Source organism: Pedobacter roseus (assembly GCF_014395225.1).
GTDB lineage: Bacteria > Bacteroidota > Bacteroidia > Sphingobacteriales > Sphingobacteriaceae > Pedobacter > Pedobacter roseus.
The window spans coordinates 3,348,115-3,367,155 of the sequence record NZ_CP060723.1 but is presented as its reverse complement, the minus strand read 5'-3'; the positions used below and the strand labels follow the sequence as shown (position 1 = coordinate 3,367,155).

Genomic DNA, 19,041 nt, shown 5'->3' with positions numbered 1-19,041 from the left:
GGTTTGAAGACAGAATTAAATTGCTGATTTTTATGTAAATTAACGTCCAAAGAAGTCAATTTTTTAAAACTTGACTTCTTTTTTACTCGCGCCATGGGCCATGGTTCGTGGCGACACGAACCATTTTTAAACTACAGGAGTTTAATTATTTCCCTACTTTTTGCTCAATTACATAATTACCGGCCGCTAAATCTATTTTGTTACCAGTGGCAGGTTTACCGTTAACAGAAATAGTAGCGTCTAAATTTACCGGTAAGTTAATGCTGGCGGTAGAGTTAGCCGGAATAATAATATCGTATCTAATCCCATCATTTATTCTTTTCCACGCACTGCTAATCTTTCCATAAGGACCAATGTGACTGGCTTCGAAAGAATTTAGACCTTCCATAATATGTGGGTCTAGAATTACATGTTTAAAACCAGGCTGTTTTTCATCTGGCTTAATACCACCCGGTGATTTATATAACCAGGCACCGATTTCTCCGAACATGATGTGGTTCATTGAGATATCTGATTTCGCATCAATCGGCCAGTTTTCGTATAACGTAGTGGCGCCATTTTCCATCCACCAGCCCCAGCTTGGATAAGTTTTTTGTGCCGCAACTTTGTAGGCAATATCGCTGTAACCATTTTCGCTTAAAGCATTTAAAATGGCCTTAGTGCCCAATAATCCTACATCTAAATGGAAACCATCAGCTTCTACACGTTTGGCCAGGTTTTTGGCAACAAGGGCAATTGATTCTTCCGGAACAATTTTCCAGTACAATGGAACGCTCATTTCGGTTTGGATGCCCGTGTTGTAAATCCCTTTTTCTCTATTCAGGTATTTTGCATTAAAGGCGTCTTTGATTTTTTTTGCCAAAGCCATATACTTTTCATAATCATCGTTTTTGCCTAAAATTTTGGCGGCTTTAGCCAAAATCACCACATCGGCATAATAATAACAGGTTGAAGTAAGCTCTACCGGTGATTTGGATTTTACCGGAATCCAATCGCCCAAACCCCAGGTTGTTAAGCCGGTAGGATAGGTCTCGTCGATGTGGTTTACATATTTCCGGATGTTTGAATAACAATCGGCAAGCAATTTGTGATCGCCGTAAAACAGGTAAACATTCCAGGGTATAATGGCGATTGTACTGGTCCAGTCTGGTCCGTTGCCCCATTCATAACCCCAGCCATCAGTAGGGATTATAGAAGGCAACACACCGTTTGGCTGTTGCTCATCACGGTGATCGGCCAGCCATTTTTCGTAAATGGTGATGCCATCAAACCCGTAAAGACCCGTTTCTATCGCAATCTGGGCATCGCCCGTCCATCCATTTTTCTCTCTTTGCGGACAATCGGTCGGGTAACCAAAAAGATTTGATAAGTATGAATTGTTGGTGGCGTAGTAGATTTTATTAATAATCGGTTCTGACGATTTAACATCGCCAACTACTGGTACATCGCTATGCATAAAATAGCCAACCAAATCTTCTTTTTTCAATTGTACAGGAGCAGAGCTGCTTACCTCCACATATTGAAAACCTTTATAGTTAAAATGTGGCATAAAACTTTGTGCGCCTTTTCCATTCAGGATTAAAATATCGGTTTGAAAAGGATCTGTATTATCTGTTGGGCGGTAATGGGCATCGATATTTGAGATATCCACACGTCCGTTAGGATATAAGCGCTCGCCGTGTTTAAGTTTAATAACCGTTCCGGCAGGGCCATTTACAGTGATTTTGCTTACACCCGAAATATTTCTACCCAGATCGAACAGGTAGGTGGTATCGTTAAACTTTTTAATGCTTTTACTGGTTATTTCCTCCACATTACGGATAGGGTGTAAGGCCTGTGCAACAATATTTTTTGATGGTGCAGAACGGAACATCACTTCTTTCCAGTCTTTATCATCAAAATTTGGGGTATTCCATCCTGTTTTTTCTAAACGCGCATCATAATGCTCAGCCGTGTAAATGCTGTTGAAAACAATAGGGCTCAAAGCAGTTTTCCAGCCTTTGCCCGATTTTATGGTTTCAGTTGTGCCATCCTCGTAAGTGATGCATACATCAAGACAAAAGGTAGGTCTGTTGCGCCAGGGAGCACGGTCGAAATACCAAACTGCGGTTGATTGATGGTTATACCAGCCATTGCCTAGTAATACACCAATGGCATTTTTACCCTGGCTGATGGCATCGGTTACATCATAAGTAACATATAGCGTACGCCTGTCAAACCGGGTGTACATTGGATCCATGCGGTGATTGCCGATTTTCTTTCCATTGATCGAAAGTTCGTATAATCCGGCAGCAGCAATATAAGCCCTGGCAGATTTAATTTTTTTACTGGTACTAAAGGTATTGCGGAAATAGGGTGCAGGTTTAAGTTTGGTATTTTCAGTATCCGAAATCCAGGCACCCTGCCAGTTTTCCATTTTCATCATCCCTGTTTCAAAACTGGCTATGGTGATTTTATCCGATTTTTTATTGTTCCCGTCGGCAATGTCAACCCGCCAGAAATATTTAGTAAAAGGTTTTAGTAACTGACCCGAATAAATAACCAAATTTTGGTCTGACTTCACCCAGCCCGTGTTCCATAATTTAGCATTGGCTTTTACCAGCGAACCGGAATCGGTATCAACCAGAATGCGGTAAGCACTTTGTTTAGCACCTTGATTGGCATCGTTCATTTGCCAGGTAAAACGTGGGTTCGGACTATCTAAGCCAATCGGGTTGACCAAATATTCGGTTTTTAAGCCTGTAAGCGATTGAGCTGATGTTTTAGAAAGGGGAGAAAGGGCAAAAAGTAAAGTTGTTATTTGTAAAAATTTGAGGTTCATAGTTTATGGCTTATCCAAAAACTAAGGTATTAAAATAATATGCGGATAAAAGAACCGCAATGGAATTTTTACGCATAAAAAAAGACGAAGATTAGTTCGTCTCATTTTATCTGTGCTATCACCTAAATCTGTGAAATCATTTTTTTAACCTAAGATTTCTTTCAGTTTTTCTGTCTGATGATCGGCCAGTTTTTGCAAAGGACCAGATGCCAGCATTTTCATCATCATGTTTAAATCTGCTGAGATGATATGTTTTGCAGTGGTAGTTCCATTTCCGTTATCTGCAACCGTCCATTTTAATTCTACATCAAAAGGTGCTTTCTCACTCGGAATTGCTGTTATTTCCTGGTTTTCTACACGGTTAGAAATCTTAATGGCCAATTTCGCCATATTCTGAATGGTAAACCGTGCATCATCTTCAGTTGATTCCCAGTTGTAAATGTTTTCTGGCATCAGTTGCTGATGATTGTTCATATTGGATAGAAAAGCATAAACCTCGGCAACGGGTTTATTAACTTCTACTGTGCTTTCAATAACAGTCATTATATATTTTTATAGATTTTAGTTCTTATTTCAAAATTAAGATTCCGGACTCAAAACCTGTCCTTGTCCCCATTCTGAAGGATTTAAGCGCCATTTACCTAATAACTCCATATCGCTTTTGGCAATAATGCTGTGCTCGGCAGCATAATCGATTAAAGCAGCATAATTTGATAAGGTAAGGTAACGGCATTTTGCAGCGGCAAAATTTTCGTCTGCTTTTTCGAAACCATAGGTGAAAATTGCAGCTAAACCCGCTACTGATAAACCTGCAGCCCTTAAAGCTTCAACAGCCTGTAAACTGCTTTTTCCGGTAGAGATTAAATCTTCGATTACCACTACACGTTGACCTTCTACTACTTCGCCTTCTATTAAACTTCCGGTGCCATGTTCTTTGGCTTTAGCTCTTACGTAGATAAAAGGTAAACCTAGTTCCTGCGCTACTAAAACGCCCTGTGGAATACCAGCGGTTGCAACACCTGCAATCACATCTACAGAACCAAATTCTTCCTGTATGGCCTGGGCCAATTTCTGACGGATGTAAGTTCTAACCTGAGGGTGGGAAAGGGTAATTCTATTGTCGCAATAAATTGGCGATTTCCAGCCTGATGCCCAGGTAAAGGGATTGTTTGGCTGTAATTTAATTGCTTTTATCTGTAATAAAAATTCCGCTACCTTTAATTCAATATCACTTTTATTATACATGGCTCAAAATTACAGATTTATTTGTGTTTGTCATAACGTTTATTAAACCCCTTTGTTTTGCATCGGGGAAAGAAAAATGTAGGAATCGGGATTTGATTTCGACATTTCAATACTACAAATATCGGAAATTTTGACCGATGCTAAAAGCTATTTCTTGCCACTTCCTGTAAATCAGGGTGATAAAGAAAAGCTGGGTTTACAAATAGGTTCTAATTAAGTAGGGGGTAGCTTTGTGTAACAATTATTAACCATCATCGTCTTAATCAAAATCTTAAAATCATGATCGTTTTAAAATCAGACTACTTCAGTTCGCACGAGCGCCTTACCCGTTTTATCAACGAAAACCACATTAAACGTGAGGATATTTTAGCAATTACACAGGCTCCAAGTTTCTTTACCATTTTTTTTTATGCTGATGATGCTGTTGAAGAAATTACGCACGGAATGTTCTCCTGATAAAAATCCTAAACAGTTACCGAAAACACGGATATCCGTTTCGCCCCGAATTCTGTTACTTCAGGCCCATTGTAATCGGTAACTAGAATATTTACGAGCGATAAATCATTAAATTTTAAATAAGAGGTTTTTCCTATTTTGCTGGCATCGCAAAGCATGTAAACGCAATCGCTTTGCGATGCCATAGCTAACGTATTCGAAGCTTCGTGCTCACTGCCCGCATATAATCCCTCGCCAGTGATCCCATCTACACCTAAAAAAGCTTTCGAAGCATGGTATCTGGCAATATGCTCCTGTGCCATTGTTCCATGAACTGCTTGTCTGCTTGCATCAACTTCCCCTCCTATAAGATTAATGGTTATCGGGCTATTCTGCAGCTCATTTACTACGGGTAGCGAATTGGTGATGACCTTTATTTTTTTGTTTTTGATAAACTGGCATAACCTAAAGGCCGTGCTTCCACAATCTATAAATATAACATCGCCATCAATAATGTCTTCGGCAACTCTTTTGCAGATCGCATCTTTTGCTTTTACATTAACTGCAGCTTTATTAACAAATGAAACCGGCTTGATTAGTTCACTTAGTTTCATTGCCCCGCCGTGGGTACGGTAGAGCAGTCCTTTAGCCGCCATAGCAGTCAGGTCTCTTCTTACGGTAACTTCAGATACATCAATTTCAGCTGCGAATTGCCTGATCTCAACTTCGCCAAACGCTTCTAACAGTTCGAGGATTTTATTCGCTCTTTTTTGAAATGTCATTTATAATGATTTAATTCGATCAAAAATAATCATAATCAATCAAAAATAATCATTTATGAAAAATATTAATATTCTCGATACTCAAATTTTATCCGATAACTGGTACACGCTCAAAAAAGTAAGTTTTGAAATGACCGGGATTGATGGTGTTAGATCTGTTTTAGATCGAGAAGCTTATGATAGGGGGAATGGTGCCACCATTTTATTGTATAATAAAGAATCTAAAACGGTTGTACTTACCCGCCAGTTCAGGATGCCTACATTTATTAATGGAAACAAAACCGGTTACCTGATTGAGTGCTGTGCCGGCCTGTTGGACCAGGATAATGCGGAAGATTGCATCAGAAGAGAAACTGAAGAAGAAACCGGATTTAGAATTGGTCAGGTAGAAAAAGTTTTCGAAGCTTATATGTCGCCAGGCTCGGTTACCGAGCTCTTGTACTTTTTTGTGGCAGCATATACACATGATATGAAAATACATGATGGAGGTGGGCTGCAGGAAGAAAATGAAGATATAGAAGTATTAGAATTGCCTTTCGAAAAGGCATTGGAGATGGTTATCTCCGGTGAGATAAAGGATGGAAAAACAATTATGCTGCTGCAGTATGCCCGGTTAAAAGGGCTGATGTTATAGTTCATTGTTTGAATTTTGCAATGAATTATTTGAATTGCGTAATCGTTCGTAACAAAGCACGCTTTACCTTTGTTATGGTACTAATTAATTTTAAATTTTTATGATAGCAACAAAAGGATATGCGGCACAAAATGCCGAAACAGATCTTGCACCCTGGAATTTTGAGCGCCGGGAAGTAGGACCTCATGATGTGCAGTTCGAAATACTTTTCTGTGGGGTTTGCCACTCAGATCTGCACCAGATTAAAAACGATTGGTTCCCGGGGATATTCCCAATGGTTCCAGGACATGAAATTGTGGGCAGGGTGATTAAAGTTGGCGACCATGTTAAGAAATTTAAGGTGGGCGATCTTGCCGGTACAGGTTGTATGGTAGATTCGTGCCAGGTTTGCGAAAACTGTAAGCAGGATCTCGAACAATATTGTTTAGAAGGCAACACACAAACTTATAATGGTTTAGAAAGAGATGGGAAAACACCAACTTATGGTGGTTATTCTGACTCGATTGTGGTGCGTGAAGAATTTGTATTACACGTATCTGATAAATTAAACCTTGCTGCAGTAGCACCGCTTTTATGTGCAGGGATTACTACTTATTCGCCATTAAGACACTGGAAAGTAGGAAAAGGACATAAATTAGCTGTATTGGGTTTAGGTGGTTTGGGCCACATGGCTGTTAAATTTGGTGTAGCTTTTGGTGCTGAAGTAACAGTATTGAGTACTTCGCCTAAAAAAGAAGAAGATGCTAAAAAATTAGGTGCACACCATTTTGTGGTAACTACCGATCCTGAGCAGATTAAAGCAGCTAAAGGTACATTCGATTTTATTTTGGATACCGTATCTGCTGAACATGATTTTAACATGTACCTTTCTTTATTAAGAACAAATGGTACGCATATCTGTGTGGGTGTTCCACCAAAACCAGCAGAAATTGCAGCTTTCAGCTTATTGGGTGGCAGAAAAAGTTTAGCCGGATCGGGTATTGGCGGTATTGCCGAAACTCAGGAAATGCTGGATTTCTGTGCAGAAAACAACATCGTTTCAGATATCGAAATGATTGATATGAAAGATATTCACACGGCCTACGATAGGATGCAAAAAGGCGATGTACGTTACAGGTTTGTAATTGATATGGCTACATTGTAGTTCAGATCTTAACAAAAGTTATGGGGATTTAGAGGTAGCAATATTTCTAAATCCCTTTTTTATTTAAGGATAAGCTTAATAATTTAAAGCATCTCCATTTTTCTTTACAAATTCGGCTAAAGGGATGTGGTGTTCTGATTCAACTTTCGCGAGCTGTCTTTCGTTTTCAGTTAATAAGTTATCTAACGTGTTCAGCGAATCTTTAAGGTAAGATATTGATAACATCCGTGAAATTCTGTTCCTGATTTTATCGGCAAGGAATATTTCGACCAATATCAAACTGATCAGAAAAAGGTAATGGTTGAAGATAATGTTATTGGTACTCTTAGAAAAAGTAGGCAGGCCTATCATGCCAAAAAATAAATCTATAATTAAAGGAATACCGATAATCGCAAGAAGCGAAAATCCGCTAACTTTTAAAGTAATTCCTTTTTCAGCATGCTTGATCTGTTCGTTAAAGGCCGAAAATTTGCTTTTAAACGGAATTTCCCTGTTGTTCTGTTGCTGCTCTAATTTTTGAAGTTCTTTACCATGCTCGATATCGATTTTCCGTACCTGCTCTACAATATGGGTTTCGGCATGGTTCAGCTTTTCCTGATCTTCTACAATAGATTCCTGTTCGGCAATAATTTTGTCCATTACCAGCAGGTCTTCCGGAATGCCATGACGAAGTTTCTGTTCTGCAGCCACAATGCGGTTATCCAGTTGTTTAAACTGTCTTTTAAGTTCAACAATTTCTTTGTTAAAATGCTCTTTTTTTGAGGTATAGCTACTTTCAAGGCTGTTGAGTGCCGAAACATATTCGAAATCTGCCAGAAGCTGTTCGTTACTGGCAAAACGCTGATAAAGCCCATTTAATTTGATGAAGAGCTCGCCTGTTGATTTTTCCGGGTTAGAAAGATCATTTCGGTATGCTTCCAGATCTTTTTCTGATAATGAAGGTATGGGCATAGTAGATTAAAAAGCTAAAATTATGAAAAATATTTATCGTTGAAGGAATTAAAAGCGTTGTTTTCCCTTTAAGTATTCCAATATTACTATTAAACCATTTTTTTTACAATCTAGTGTATCAAGGTTTTGATGGAGGAATATTTTTTGTTGCAACAACAATGTGTTAGTATTCAGTTATTTAAAATCAGTATTTTAATATGGCCGAAATATTTTTTGATTTTTTTTATCAGTTTAATAAATTATTATATATTTGTAGCAAGCAAGGGGTGAGAGCCTTGCATCAATCTTTGATTGAGAGCGTTAATTTAGATAAGGTTACAACATTAATTGTTGTAACCTTTTTTTATACCCTATAAAATAACTCAACAATTTTTCTACTTTAGGGGAAGCAAATGTATATTTAGCCGAAATTAAAATATCCTTTAAAGGTTACAGGAGAAGGAGCGATTTTGCTATAAGGGCCATTTATGCTCCATTTAAATATGCTTTAAAACTAATATGCCAAGAAATTATAGAATTTATATCAACGATAACACTTTGTTTATCTCCGATTTTTTACCTGAACAGAAAGAGAAAATCCAGCAGCTTGAATTTCAGGATTTTAATCTGCAAACGTTCTACAAGAAATTAAAAAACGGATCTAAAAAGAGCTATATTTTCTTGACAAAAAATCCAAAAGAAACCTTTCAGAAATTAAAGAAAGACTGTACCATTATTAAAGCTGCAGGCGGTTTGGTAGAAAGTGCAAATGGCAATTACCTTTTTATTTTCAGAAACAAAAAATGGGATTTGCCAAAAGGAAAGCTTGAAGATGGGGAGAAAATGAAGGAAACCGCTGTTCGTGAGGTAGAGGAAGAATGCGGAATCAGGGTTTTTAAGCGCGAAGAAAAGCTCTGCAAAACCTATCATGTGTATCCCATAGGAACCAAAATGGTGATTAAGAAAACCAATTGGTACAAAATGAAGGTTAAAGGCGAACCTAAATTGGTCCCTCAAAAAGAAGAAGGTATTGACGAAGCGGTTTGGTTGGATAAAAACCATATTTCGCCAGTGGTTAAAAATACTTTTCCATCTATTATGGATGTATTGAGGGCCGGTGGGATTTTGTAGAGTGGATCAGAAATTTAATCATGGTGTCACAATTATAAATTGAAATTTTAATGCACTTTAATTGTCAGATGGTGACATCTGACAGCACCGATGCCGTCTAAATTTAACCACAGATAAAAAGGATGAACACAGATCTAATTGCGCGATTACTCGTTATCCAGTTCATCAACCACTTTTTTAACCTGTTTTAGGTACTTTCCATAATAAAACCAGGCCCATAGTTCGGTAATGGCACCAATAATCAGAATGGTGATGAAACAGTTTAATAAGATGTATACAGGCGATAACTTGGTTAAAACCTTTGCGAAAACGGAGGCTTTTTCGATAAAGAGGTAAGCCGACATAAATCCAACAGCAAGAAAAGCAACAATATAAGTTAAGGCTTTATATAGCTCAATGTTCAGTTTCATTTCATAATAAAACCAGAGGATATTTTTGCGGGTGTCCATACTCATATCGTAAGAGTTTTTATAGAACATGTAAAACTTAAAAAAATAATAAGCGGTAAAACCACAGGTAATGGCGTAAGTGATGAGGTACGCCTGATTTATGGCCGTTGAAAAACTGGCTAAGTAAGGAATGAAAGCCATAAATGCCAGAAAGAAAAGCTGATAAAAAAACTCATGTTTCATTTTGGCCCTGATTTTATCAATAGGGGTATGCGCCTGTTTTATTTTAAGCATATCGGTAGAAATGTGGCTTCCTTCCGGAGTTTCAGCATTCCATTCATTTTTTAAATCGTCAAAATTCATAACCGTTTTTCTTTATGATGAACTGTAATTTTTCTTTTGTCCTGTTAAGCTTTACACGTGCATTAACCTCACTTATTCCCAGGTTTTCGGCAATATCACGATGGGATTGATTTTCGAGAAAAAGGAAGATCAATGCTTTTTCAATTGCATTTAATTCTTGTACAGCAGCGTATAAATAGGCCAGCTTTTCTTCTTTTCCTTCGTTTTCATTTACATCCATTACATCGATATGATCATCCAAAGGCGCTTTGTCGACTTTTCTATTGTCTTTTTTGAAATAGATTAAGGCTGTATTGAGGCACACGCGGTACATCCATGTGGTAAACTTGCTGTTTCCTTTAAAAGAAGGGTAGGCTTTCCATAGTTGCAGTACAATTTCCTGAAACAGATCACGTTGTTCTTCCGCATCTTTCATATACATTTTGGAAATTTTATGTATAATGGCTTTATGCTGGTTGATCAAGTTGAGAAATATGTTTTCTGTTTCTTTCATTGTATACCCAATTGGTAACAGATTTTTAAAAACGTTACAGGTTAAGTTAGAAATAATATTTAATTACTGATAAGAAGGGTGAACTTACTCTGGTCTTAGCGAGGCGAAGGTTTTAAATAGAAAAAAATAGTGTCTTAGCGAGACGTTAAGACCAGTTGTGAGTGCGTTGCACCCGATAGCTATCGAGTCCGCTCGAAATGGCGATCGGGTGAGGTAGTTGTGGATTAAGAAATGCTGATCAATCAGGTGGAAACACCCTACTGCACACTTATAAAAAACACCCCCGTCCTGCGGACACCCCTCTGAAAGAGGGGAATAATGTAACTAAGATGAACCTGGATATAAATCTGTGTTTATCCCTGCGCATCTGTGGTTAAGAAAACTATAAAAAACCAAGTGCCTCTTTGGGTACAAACGGGCTCACATCGCCATGGTTTCTTAAAATATCGCGAACAATGGTTGAGCTGATGGCAGAGTATTCGGGTTTACTTAAGAGCAGGATGGTTTCTACTTCTGGCATCATGGTTTGATTGATCTGCGCAATGGCCCTTTCGTATTCGAAATCAGCAGCAGAGCGAATGCCCCGCACCATATATTTGGCATTTATTTTTCGGCAGAAATCGACAGTTAAACCTTCGTAAGTTTGAATTTCGATGTTCTCATAACCTTTAAAAACGGTTTGTAAGATCTGAAGGCGCTGCTCGGCACTTAAAAAATTCTGTTTGGAACTGTTTAAGCCTATACCCACTACAATTTTGTCGAAAAGTGGGGTGGCACGTTGCAGAATATTTACGTGGGCGATGGTGATCGGATCAAATGAGCCTGGAAATAGCGCTATCTTCATGATTCAAATATAGATTTTTATAGTTAAAAGAGGAATAGTCAGGCGCAGGGCGTTTGGCGGGTAGCGTAAATTAATCGAATAAACAATAGACCAATGATCAATGAATCAAGTTACCAATAACCAATAACTAATGAACCAATGACTAATAAACGATTACAACTCAAAAAAGCTAAAAGAAGAATTGCCATATTTCCTGGTTTCGGTGTAACCGGGCTGACTGTTTAGTTTCATGTTACTCTGGTGTTCTACAATTAATAAACCATCTGGCTTGAGCAATTGCTGTTCTTTAACCATCACCGGAATCTGTGGGATATTGGGCATATTGTAGGGTGGGTCGGCAAAAATCAGGTCGTAACTGCCGGTCATTTGCTTTAATAGCTTAAAAACATCTCCTTTGCGTACATCAATCTGATCGAACTGATGCTGTTTGACGGTATTTTTCACCCAGTTTACGCAACCATAATCCATATCAATAGCTAAAATACTTTCTGCACCGCGTGAGGCAAATTCGAAGGTAAGGTTTCCGGTACCACAGAATAAATCGAGTACGGTACAGGTTTCGAAATCGTATTTGTTGTTCAGGATGTTGAAAAGCGCTTCTTTCGCCATATCTGTAGTAGGGCGTACGGGTAAATTTGCAGGAGGCTGCAAACGGATGCCCTTTAATTTGCCACCAATTATCCGCATAAATCTAAAGCAAGCAGGCCGCTGAAATAATGTTTAGGCATATCGGCCAATAATTCACTATTCTGTTTCCTGGTAGGGAAGAAGAAATAAAGTTGATTGAAATATTTTAAAAGGCAATTGTAATGTTCATCATCTTCGTTAATAATACCTTGTATATAAACAGGAACGGTATCATTTAAACCTAATTGTTCGATCATCAGCAACAGGAAGTAATTAAACTCTTCGGCAGTTTCTGATTCATAGTGGTTCTGAAATACGACATTTTTATTTTTGGTATACAGTACATTGAACGATACTGCTGTAAAATCGATCAGTAAAGATTCGTCGGCTAAATGACTAAATAAAGCCACCAGTGGTTCTGATTGTGGAAATAAATCGGTTTCCTGTGGTAAATTTGCTTTTACCTCATCATTTAAGCAAAAAACGGTATTAAAACCAAGCTCTTTATTGTGTTTAGTATAAACTTTAGCATCCGAGCCGAGGTATTGAGCATAAACAGCTAAATTTTCATCATCAAACCACTCATTCGGGATAAAAATGAAATTGGAGGTATGTATTGCTGCTTTTACCGCTCCGTAATTTAAAGAAAGATAGTTATCCGTTTCAAAAGCAGATTTTAAATCCTTCTGCACATCTTCACAACCCTGTTTATCAAAAATGATGTTAATCTCCTCGGTATCTTTACTTACCACGGCATAAGAAAAGCTGTCATTCGTTATTTTTAACAATAAATGGCAGTTTGCAGATGCATCTGTGTTAAAGTTTGGATCAACCAATAAGAGACTATTGTTACTCATTGAAACAAAAATAGAGTTTTTTAAGGATTAACGGTAAGATGAGGTTAAATTTTTGATTTTACCACAGAATTATTGGCTGATACCTTAAAAGGAAGCTTACTAGTTTGTTTTTTTACCACAGATAAAAAGGATAAACACAGATCACTTGTGTAAATTCTTAATTTGATAAGTGAACTGATATATCATTAGCCACGGAAACACGGAGTTCACGGAAACAATTCCTAGCCATTCTGCTTTCTAATTGCCCGGTGAGCCTTTTTACAACCTGAGACACCTTAGTTCACTCTAGTGAATTTATATTCGCCCAAAAATATACAATTAACTTTGTGCTCTTTGCGCCTTTGTGGTTAATATCCTTCTTTGTGCGCTTTGCGGTTAAAAACAATAGATTTTTTTTACCAAAATCAAACCTTTCGTCTATTCAAAAATCAAAATATTCGGCTTAAATTCGGAACATGAGTTACAAGCCTACCTATAAAGCTGCAAACACCATTGCGGCAACTATTGAGCAACATTTTGTTAAACTACACAAAAATGCAATTGCACAGGGTGAGATAGATTTGGCTACTCAGCCCGATAGGAAAATTATTGAAGCGATTATAGATGTTGCTTTTTGGAGCAGTCTGCGTAAGGAGGAAGGGCATTCACCGAGGATTTCGATTGCGTTTTTACCACCCGCACAAACTTCTAAACCTTTGGTTTTTGCAAAGAGACTACCGCTGAATGCTAATACCTTAACTAAAATAGCCCCTGGAATCGAACGCTCTGGAATTCACTTGGGTGTTTGGGAAGAGGATGGTGAACTTTATATCTGGGGCACAACTTTAAATATTCCCAATTTCTGCTTTGTGGTGGATGTTTCTGAACCCGGCTTAATCGTGATTAAACACCGCCGGATTTACGGCATCGGTAAATTTACCAATGTGGCTGTGTTAAAAGGCGAGCAAATCCGTATTGTTGATGATAGAAGCTGTACCAATAAGGATTGTCCGCCGATTTTACAGGCCTTGCTGGATTTAACCGTATTAGCGAGCTGGAACGATCCGATCAATATCCTGATCCAGTTTTCGGTTTCGATGCGTGCGCACGGCAGGGGTGGGGCATTATTGATTGTGCCGAAAGGAGATACAAAATGGGAGGAATCCATTATCCACCCGATACAATATTTGGTAGAACCTCCATTTTGTGGACTGTCAAACCTGGCGAAGCAGAACGGAAATCAGAGCGAAATTTTCTCGCAGGGTGCTGTTCGTCGCGAGGTTGAGCATTTGGCGGGTTTAACCGCGGTTGATGGTGCAACAATCATCAACGAAGAATTTGATCTGATTGCATTTGGTGCCAAAATCGGTCGTGCTAAAGGGAAACCTACCGTAGAGCAGATTGCTTTTTCGGAGCCGATTGTTGGTGGAGAAGATAAGATTTTATACCCCGGACAGCTCGGCGGAACCAGGCATTTCTCAGTTGCCCAGTTCGTGAACGATCAACCGCAGTCTATTGGTTTGGTCGCCTCGCAGGATGGCCATTTTACCATTTTCAGCTATAGCAAGAAACAAAATATGGTAATGGCACATCGTATTGAAACACTACTCTTATAACGAAAACTGTTTGATTGTTACATTGTTTTGTTGTTGAGGTAAGGAGGCGCTTAAAAAAGAGCACTATCTTTGCCTTTTAAACCGTATTGAAGCGGCATCCCCCGATTTTAGTGTCATTTTAATTGTCTCATAGGCTTAATCGGGGATACAGCGGAAAGACGGGCTACCGGAACTGATTAGCATTGCAATTGCTTTTCAGAATAAAAAAGATTGTTTTTTAAGAACGGTAGCTAAAACAATGAACCAATGATCAATAACCTATCAATTAATCACCAGTTAACCGATTTATACAATTAACCTTAATAATGATCCAAGATAAAAGCCAGCTTATTGCCTCAGCATACGAACATACACCTACCAAAGAACAATTGCTTTTTTGCGAGCGCATGTCGGTGTTTTTGCAACAGGAGGATGAATACCGCTGTTTTGTGCTAAAAGGTTATGCCGGTACAGGTAAAACCACTTCTGTAGCTGCCCTGGTTAAAGTTCTGGCCAAATTTAACCTGCGTAGCGAGCTGCTGGCACCGACCGGAAGGGCGGCAAAAGTAATGAGCCAGTATTCGTACCGCAAAGCTTTAACTATACATAAACGGATTTACCGGAAACGTTCAGCAGCATCGCCCGAAATGCAGTTCCAACTGGCTCCAAACCTCTCCGAAAATACCCTGTTTATTATCGATGAGGCCTCGATGATTGCCGATGAGTTTAATGAAACGGGTTCTTCAATATTGCGGGATCTGCTCGAGTTTGTGTACAATACTAAAAACTGTTTCCTGCTTTTTGTGGGTGATACGGCGCAATTGCCTCCTGTAGGGAGTTTAGATAGTCCTGCATTGAACGAACAATACCTGAAAGATAAATTTGCTTTAACAGTTTCGTCGGTTGAGTTGAAAGAAGTGGTGCGACAAGGAAAGAAATCGGGTATTCTGGCCAATGCAACCATGCTGAGGAACCAGATTGCCAAAAATCCAGACAATCCTCTCCCTAGATTTCTGACTAAAAACTACACCGATATTTACAACATGCCTGGTGCACGTTTAGTAGAAGGATTAGAGTATGCTTACCGGAAATTCGGAATGGAAAATACCCTGGTGGTGTGCCGCTCCAATAAATCAGCCAATGTGTATAACCAGCAAATCAGGGCGAGGTTGTTATACCGAGAAGAGGAATTAACAGGGGGTGATCAGATTATGGTGGTGCGTAACAACTATTTCTGGCTGCCTGATAATGAGGATACGGCCTTTATTGCCAATGGCGATATGGCAAAAGTGATCCGTGTAAGGGGGAGGAAGAGCGTTATGGTTTCCGCTTTGCCGATGCTACTTTAGAGTTTATGGATTTCCCGGCTGCCGGGCAGATCAGCTGTAAGGTGATGCTGGATACATTGAATTTAGAAAGTGCCAATTTGCCTTATGAGCAGAATAAGAAGCTTTTTGATGGCTTGAACGAAGATTATGAGCATATTGCCAATAAACGTCAGCGGATGTTGGCCATTAAAGCAGATCCTTTTTATAATGCGCTGCAGATTAAGTTTGCTTATGCGGTTACCTGCCATAAGGCACAGGGTGGACAGTGGGATGCTGTTTTTGCTGATCAGGGTTATCTTACAGAAGAAATGATCGATCTGGATTTTCTCCGCTGGTTATATACTGCCGTAACCCGTGCGAAAAAAGAGTTATATTTAGTCAATTTTGCGCCACAGCTTTTTGCTAAAACGGCGTTGGAAGACTATTTTTAACATAATGATTGCACAGATTGAATTATCCTGGTGTTTTTTGCATCCTTGTAGTCAAACTTACTAACCAAATTGTATATGAAATTTGCCTTTAGTCTTAAAAACAAGCTTAAAATTGCTTTCTTACTTTTCTGCATCATGTGCTGCACTTTATTGATCCGTTTTCTGGAAGATAAAAGCGTGGAGAAGATTAACGAATCTTTTATTTCGATGTATAATGACAGGCTTGTTCCGGCTACGGATTTATATTTCATTGGCGAAAATTTATACTATAAAAATGCGATTCTTCAGGAAGTATTGCTCGGAAACGATGTTTTACAGGGTTCAACGGCGCTTGTGAAAATGGATAAGCATAACCGTAAAATAGATTCAGTGATTAATAAATACGAACTTACTTTATTGGTAAAACAGGAGCAAAATTTTTTGAATGAGCTGAAAAAAGCATTAGTTGTTCAGCAGGGTCTGGAGGTGAAAATATTGAGTATGGTGGGATCAGAAAGTAAGGCTGTTTATGAATCGGTTGGACGAAATGCGGCAAACCAAACTTTAGCTAAACTCTCGGCACTCATTAAAATACAATCTAATGTTGGAAGCGAGTTGATTAAAGGATCTAAAATATTTGTATCCGGAACAAAGGTATATTCTACCTTACAGGTTATTCTGGCTATAGTGATCGGGATTATGATTGTGGCGATTATTTCGGCTTCGAATGCGGTTAAGGTTCAGAACGAGAAGTTTAATTTGAATTAGGTTTTTACAACGAAGGCACAAAGACACGAAGAAAGGTTCTCAATATTTTATCAGCCACGGAGGCACTGAAAACACGGAGATCCTTCGACTACGCTATCTTATACATACTCCACTAGCACTGCCGTCATCCGATAGTCATCGGATCCCGCGCAGGAGGGAATCTTAAAGCGCTCGCATTACGATTCCCAATCGAGTTGGGAATGACGACCTCTTGCAGCCTACATTTTGCCAAAAATATCTATCTCTATATTGATTTTATGAAATAATTATCCACTAGGATGACAAAACTCATGATCTGTTGCTGCGCAGGGTGGGAAGCTTTCATGACCCTCATGATTAGGCGCTGCGTATGGCAGGAAGCTTTCATTGTTTTTTGCCACGGAGGCACAGAAAACACGGAGATACTTCGACTACGCAATCATAGACAGAATCCATTAGCACGGTCGTTATTGCGAGGAGGAACGACGAAGCAATCTTTCCTGCTAGCGATCCTTGCCAGAAAGATTGCTTCGTCGGCTGAAAAAGCCTTTCTCGCAATGACGATTTGAGTATTAGAAATTTTTACTACTCGGCATCCTCGTCTGTAACCAATCTGATCGAATCATCAGAAAGTACAATTAAACGCTCTTTATACAATGATCCGATTGTTTTCTTAAAGGCACTTTTGCTGATCTGGAAACGGTGGTAAATATCTTCAGGAGAACTTTTATCACCCAATTCGATTACACCGCCACTTTTTTTCAACTCCCTTAACATCATCTCTTTCGAATCGAGGATATGGCCGTAACCACTTGGTTGCAGGGTTAAATCAATTTTGCCTTCCACACGGATTTTCTTGATCCAGCCTTTGCGCATTTCGCCAGGTTGAACATTGTCGAAAACCTCGTTATTATAAAGTAAACCAATGTAGGTATTGTTAATAATGGCATTATAGCCAAGGTCTGTTTCTTCAGTAATCAATAAACTTACTTCATCGCCTTCTTCGAAATCAAAACCATCCTCTTCCACAAAATCGTACAATTTAGAAGAAGCCAGTAAGCGGTCACTATTTTCATCCAGATACAGGTACACTACATATTTATAGCCTTTTTGCATTGGCCTTTTCTGTTCGCGGGTAGGTACATAAACATCTTTATCGATACCAAGATCCATAAAAACACCATCATCGCCATCAGATACCACTTTCAAAAAAGCGAAATCGCCCACTTCGGCATAAGCTTTTTGGGTAGTTCCGGTTAAGCGACCATCTTTTTGTATAAAAACAAAAACACTAATGTTATCGCCGATTTCGGCACCTTTTGGAACATATTGGTAAGGGAGGATTACCAGTTTATCGCCATCGGTTAAGTTTAATCCAGCTTCTGTTTTGCTTAAAATCCTTAACTCGTTGTATTTTCCTATTTCAATCATTTTATTGGGGTTTAACCATTTTCTTCAATGGCTTTTGCTGCAAAGGTAACAATGTTTATTGGTTCATTGTCATTGGTTCACTGGTCTTTTGTTCATTAGTTGGCATATTGCAGAAATGCCTCCATGTTAATATGTTCATCCGTGGCTCCTTCGACAGGCTCAGGATGACAACCTGTATTGGTGTGGGCAATGAAAAAAAATATATAATTTAGCGGCTTATCTAAAAATATATCTTAATTATGAACAAGCAGATTCCTCCATTTTTTTTAAGCGACGAATATTTTATTGATGAGAAAGTAAATTTTTTAAAGTTTGCAAATGAGTACAAGGTGTACAACGATCAGGGTGCCCAGATCGGGATTATTAAACAGCGTATTTCAGGTTGGCAAAAGGCGTTAACCTTATTGGTTGATAAACGTATGATGCCTTTTAAACTGGAAATTACCGATATCAACGACCAGTTACAGGCTACCATTACCAGGGGCTGGACTTTCTGGATGTCGAAAATTATGGTTACAGATCCGCAAGGGGTTGAAGTGGGTATAATCAAACAAAAATTTAAATTTTTCAAGCCAACTTTTACCATTTCGAGTCCGGCAACTGGAGAAGAAATTGCAAAAATATCCGGCGATTGGAAAGCCTGGAATTTTACCATCACCAATAATGCAGGTGCAGAAATGGGCAAGATCAGTAAAAAATGGGCAGGTGCCATGAAAGAAATTTTTACCACTGCCGATAAATACAATGTTTCCATCGATCCCAGCTATGCCGAAAGCAATCAGAAAGTTGCAATTGTAGCTACTGCGATTACGATTGATATGGTTTTGAAGGAGAGTAAATAGATTTAGTGAATGAT

General features: G+C 38.8%; 18 protein-coding genes and 1 pseudogene. 8 read left to right on the top strand and 11 right to left on the bottom strand.

Annotation, left to right across the window (positions count from 1 at the left end):
- Window positions 1-145: 145 nt before the first annotated feature.
- From H9L23_RS13970 to pyrE, 3 genes are all read right to left on the bottom strand, one after another.
- The gene (locus H9L23_RS13970) at window positions 146-2,821 is read right to left on the bottom strand and encodes an alpha-L-rhamnosidase (protein WP_187590992.1); all 2,676 of its coding nucleotides are present in this window, start codon (window positions 2,819-2,821) and stop codon (window positions 146-148) included.
- A gap of 144 nt (window positions 2,822-2,965) precedes the next feature.
- Window positions 2,966-3,364 (bottom strand): SRPBCC family protein, encoded by a 399-nt coding sequence (locus H9L23_RS13965; protein WP_025146901.1) that lies wholly within the window; start codon window positions 3,362-3,364, stop codon window positions 2,966-2,968.
- A 36-nt stretch (window positions 3,365-3,400) separates the two neighbouring features.
- A complete protein-coding gene (pyrE, locus tag H9L23_RS13960) occupies window positions 3,401-4,066 on the bottom strand; it encodes an orotate phosphoribosyltransferase (protein WP_025146900.1) in 666 nt (221 codons plus the stop codon).
- Between the two features lie 279 nt (window positions 4,067-4,345).
- Here pyrE and H9L23_RS13955 point away from each other — a divergent pair, with 279 nt between their 5' ends.
- Window positions 4,346-4,522, top strand: a complete 177-nt coding sequence (locus tag H9L23_RS13955) for a hypothetical protein (RefSeq protein WP_162800095.1) — start codon at window positions 4,346-4,348, stop codon at window positions 4,520-4,522.
- Window positions 4,523-4,530: 8 nt separating this feature from the next.
- Here H9L23_RS13955 and H9L23_RS13950 read toward each other — a convergent pair whose 3' ends face one another.
- Window positions 4,531-5,283: a DeoR/GlpR family DNA-binding transcription regulator gene (locus tag H9L23_RS13950; protein ID WP_187590991.1), complete on the bottom strand. Its 753-nt coding sequence runs from the start codon at window positions 5,281-5,283 to the stop codon at window positions 4,531-4,533.
- Between the two features lie 55 nt (window positions 5,284-5,338).
- Here H9L23_RS13950 and nudK point away from each other — a divergent pair, with 55 nt between their 5' ends.
- Together nudK and H9L23_RS13940 are read left to right on the top strand one after the other, a co-directional pair.
- On the top strand, window positions 5,339-5,917 hold the full coding sequence (nudK, locus tag H9L23_RS13945; RefSeq protein ID WP_187590990.1) for a GDP-mannose pyrophosphatase NudK: 579 nt from the start codon (window positions 5,339-5,341) through the stop codon (window positions 5,915-5,917).
- A gap of 100 nt (window positions 5,918-6,017) precedes the next feature.
- The gene (locus H9L23_RS13940) at window positions 6,018-7,061 is read left to right on the top strand and encodes an NAD(P)-dependent alcohol dehydrogenase (RefSeq protein WP_187590989.1); all 1,044 of its coding nucleotides are present in this window, start codon (window positions 6,018-6,020) and stop codon (window positions 7,059-7,061) included.
- Window positions 7,062-7,136: 75 nt separating this feature from the next.
- Here the strand turns inward: H9L23_RS13940 and H9L23_RS13935 are convergent, their stop codons facing one another.
- Window positions 7,137-8,012, bottom strand: coding sequence for a hypothetical protein (locus H9L23_RS13935; RefSeq protein WP_187590988.1), 876 nt, complete (start codon window positions 8,010-8,012; stop codon window positions 7,137-7,139).
- A gap of 498 nt (window positions 8,013-8,510) precedes the next feature.
- On the opposite strand from H9L23_RS13935, the gene H9L23_RS13930 reads away from it, so the two are divergent.
- Window positions 8,511-9,122 (top strand): NUDIX hydrolase, encoded by a 612-nt coding sequence (locus tag H9L23_RS13930; protein WP_187590987.1) that lies wholly within the window; start codon window positions 8,511-8,513, stop codon window positions 9,120-9,122.
- A 146-nt stretch (window positions 9,123-9,268) separates the two neighbouring features.
- Here H9L23_RS13930 and H9L23_RS13925 read toward each other — a convergent pair whose 3' ends face one another.
- From H9L23_RS13925 to H9L23_RS13905, 5 genes are all read right to left on the bottom strand, one after another.
- Window positions 9,269-9,874: a hypothetical protein gene (locus tag H9L23_RS13925; protein WP_187590986.1), complete on the bottom strand. Its 606-nt coding sequence runs from the start codon at window positions 9,872-9,874 to the stop codon at window positions 9,269-9,271.
- Window positions 9,864-10,367, bottom strand: a complete 504-nt coding sequence (locus H9L23_RS13920; RefSeq protein WP_187590985.1) for an RNA polymerase sigma factor — start codon at window positions 10,365-10,367, stop codon at window positions 9,864-9,866. The genes H9L23_RS13925 and H9L23_RS13920 overlap by 11 nt, the downstream gene beginning before the upstream one ends.
- 382 nt (window positions 10,368-10,749) lie before the next feature.
- A complete protein-coding gene (gene coaD / locus H9L23_RS13915) occupies window positions 10,750-11,211 on the bottom strand; it encodes a pantetheine-phosphate adenylyltransferase (RefSeq protein WP_187590984.1) in 462 nt (153 codons plus the stop codon).
- Between the two features lie 153 nt (window positions 11,212-11,364).
- On the bottom strand, window positions 11,365-11,898 hold the full coding sequence (gene rsmD, locus H9L23_RS13910; protein ID WP_187590983.1) for a 16S rRNA (guanine(966)-N(2))-methyltransferase RsmD: 534 nt from the start codon (window positions 11,896-11,898) through the stop codon (window positions 11,365-11,367).
- Complete coding sequence (locus H9L23_RS13905) at window positions 11,889-12,695, bottom strand: DUF3822 family protein (protein ID WP_187590982.1); 807 nt, start codon at window positions 12,693-12,695, stop codon at window positions 11,889-11,891. Before H9L23_RS13905 ends, rsmD begins: the two co-directional genes overlap by 10 nt.
- Window positions 12,696-13,150: 455 nt before the next feature.
- Here H9L23_RS13905 and H9L23_RS13900 point away from each other — a divergent pair, with 455 nt between their 5' ends.
- The 3 genes and pseudogenes from H9L23_RS13900 to H9L23_RS13890 all read left to right on the top strand — a co-directional run bounded on the left by H9L23_RS13900 (window position 13,151) and on the right by H9L23_RS13890 (window position 16,775).
- Window positions 13,151-14,290 carry a putative sensor domain DACNV-containing protein gene (locus H9L23_RS13900; protein ID WP_187590981.1) on the top strand — a complete coding sequence of 380 codons (1,140 nt, stop codon included), beginning with the start codon at window positions 13,151-13,153 and terminating at the stop codon, window positions 14,288-14,290.
- Between the two features lie 305 nt (window positions 14,291-14,595).
- Window positions 14,596-16,028 (top strand): annotated as a pseudogene (locus H9L23_RS13895) (ATP-dependent DNA helicase).
- A 75-nt stretch (window positions 16,029-16,103) separates the two neighbouring features.
- Window positions 16,104-16,775, top strand: a complete 672-nt coding sequence (locus H9L23_RS13890) for an MCP four helix bundle domain-containing protein (protein ID WP_187590980.1) — start codon at window positions 16,104-16,106, stop codon at window positions 16,773-16,775.
- A gap of 564 nt (window positions 16,776-17,339) precedes the next feature.
- Here the strand turns inward: H9L23_RS13890 and H9L23_RS13885 are convergent.
- Window positions 17,340-18,185, bottom strand: a complete 846-nt coding sequence (locus H9L23_RS13885) for a CvfB family protein (RefSeq protein ID WP_187590979.1) — start codon at window positions 18,183-18,185, stop codon at window positions 17,340-17,342.
- A gap of 239 nt (window positions 18,186-18,424) precedes the next feature.
- Here H9L23_RS13885 and H9L23_RS13880 point away from each other — a divergent pair, with 239 nt between their 5' ends.
- Window positions 18,425-19,027 carry an LURP-one-related/scramblase family protein gene (locus H9L23_RS13880; RefSeq protein ID WP_187590978.1) on the top strand — a complete coding sequence of 201 codons (603 nt, stop codon included), beginning with the start codon at window positions 18,425-18,427 and terminating at the stop codon, window positions 19,025-19,027.
- The last annotated feature ends 14 nt before the right edge of the window (window positions 19,028-19,041 follow it).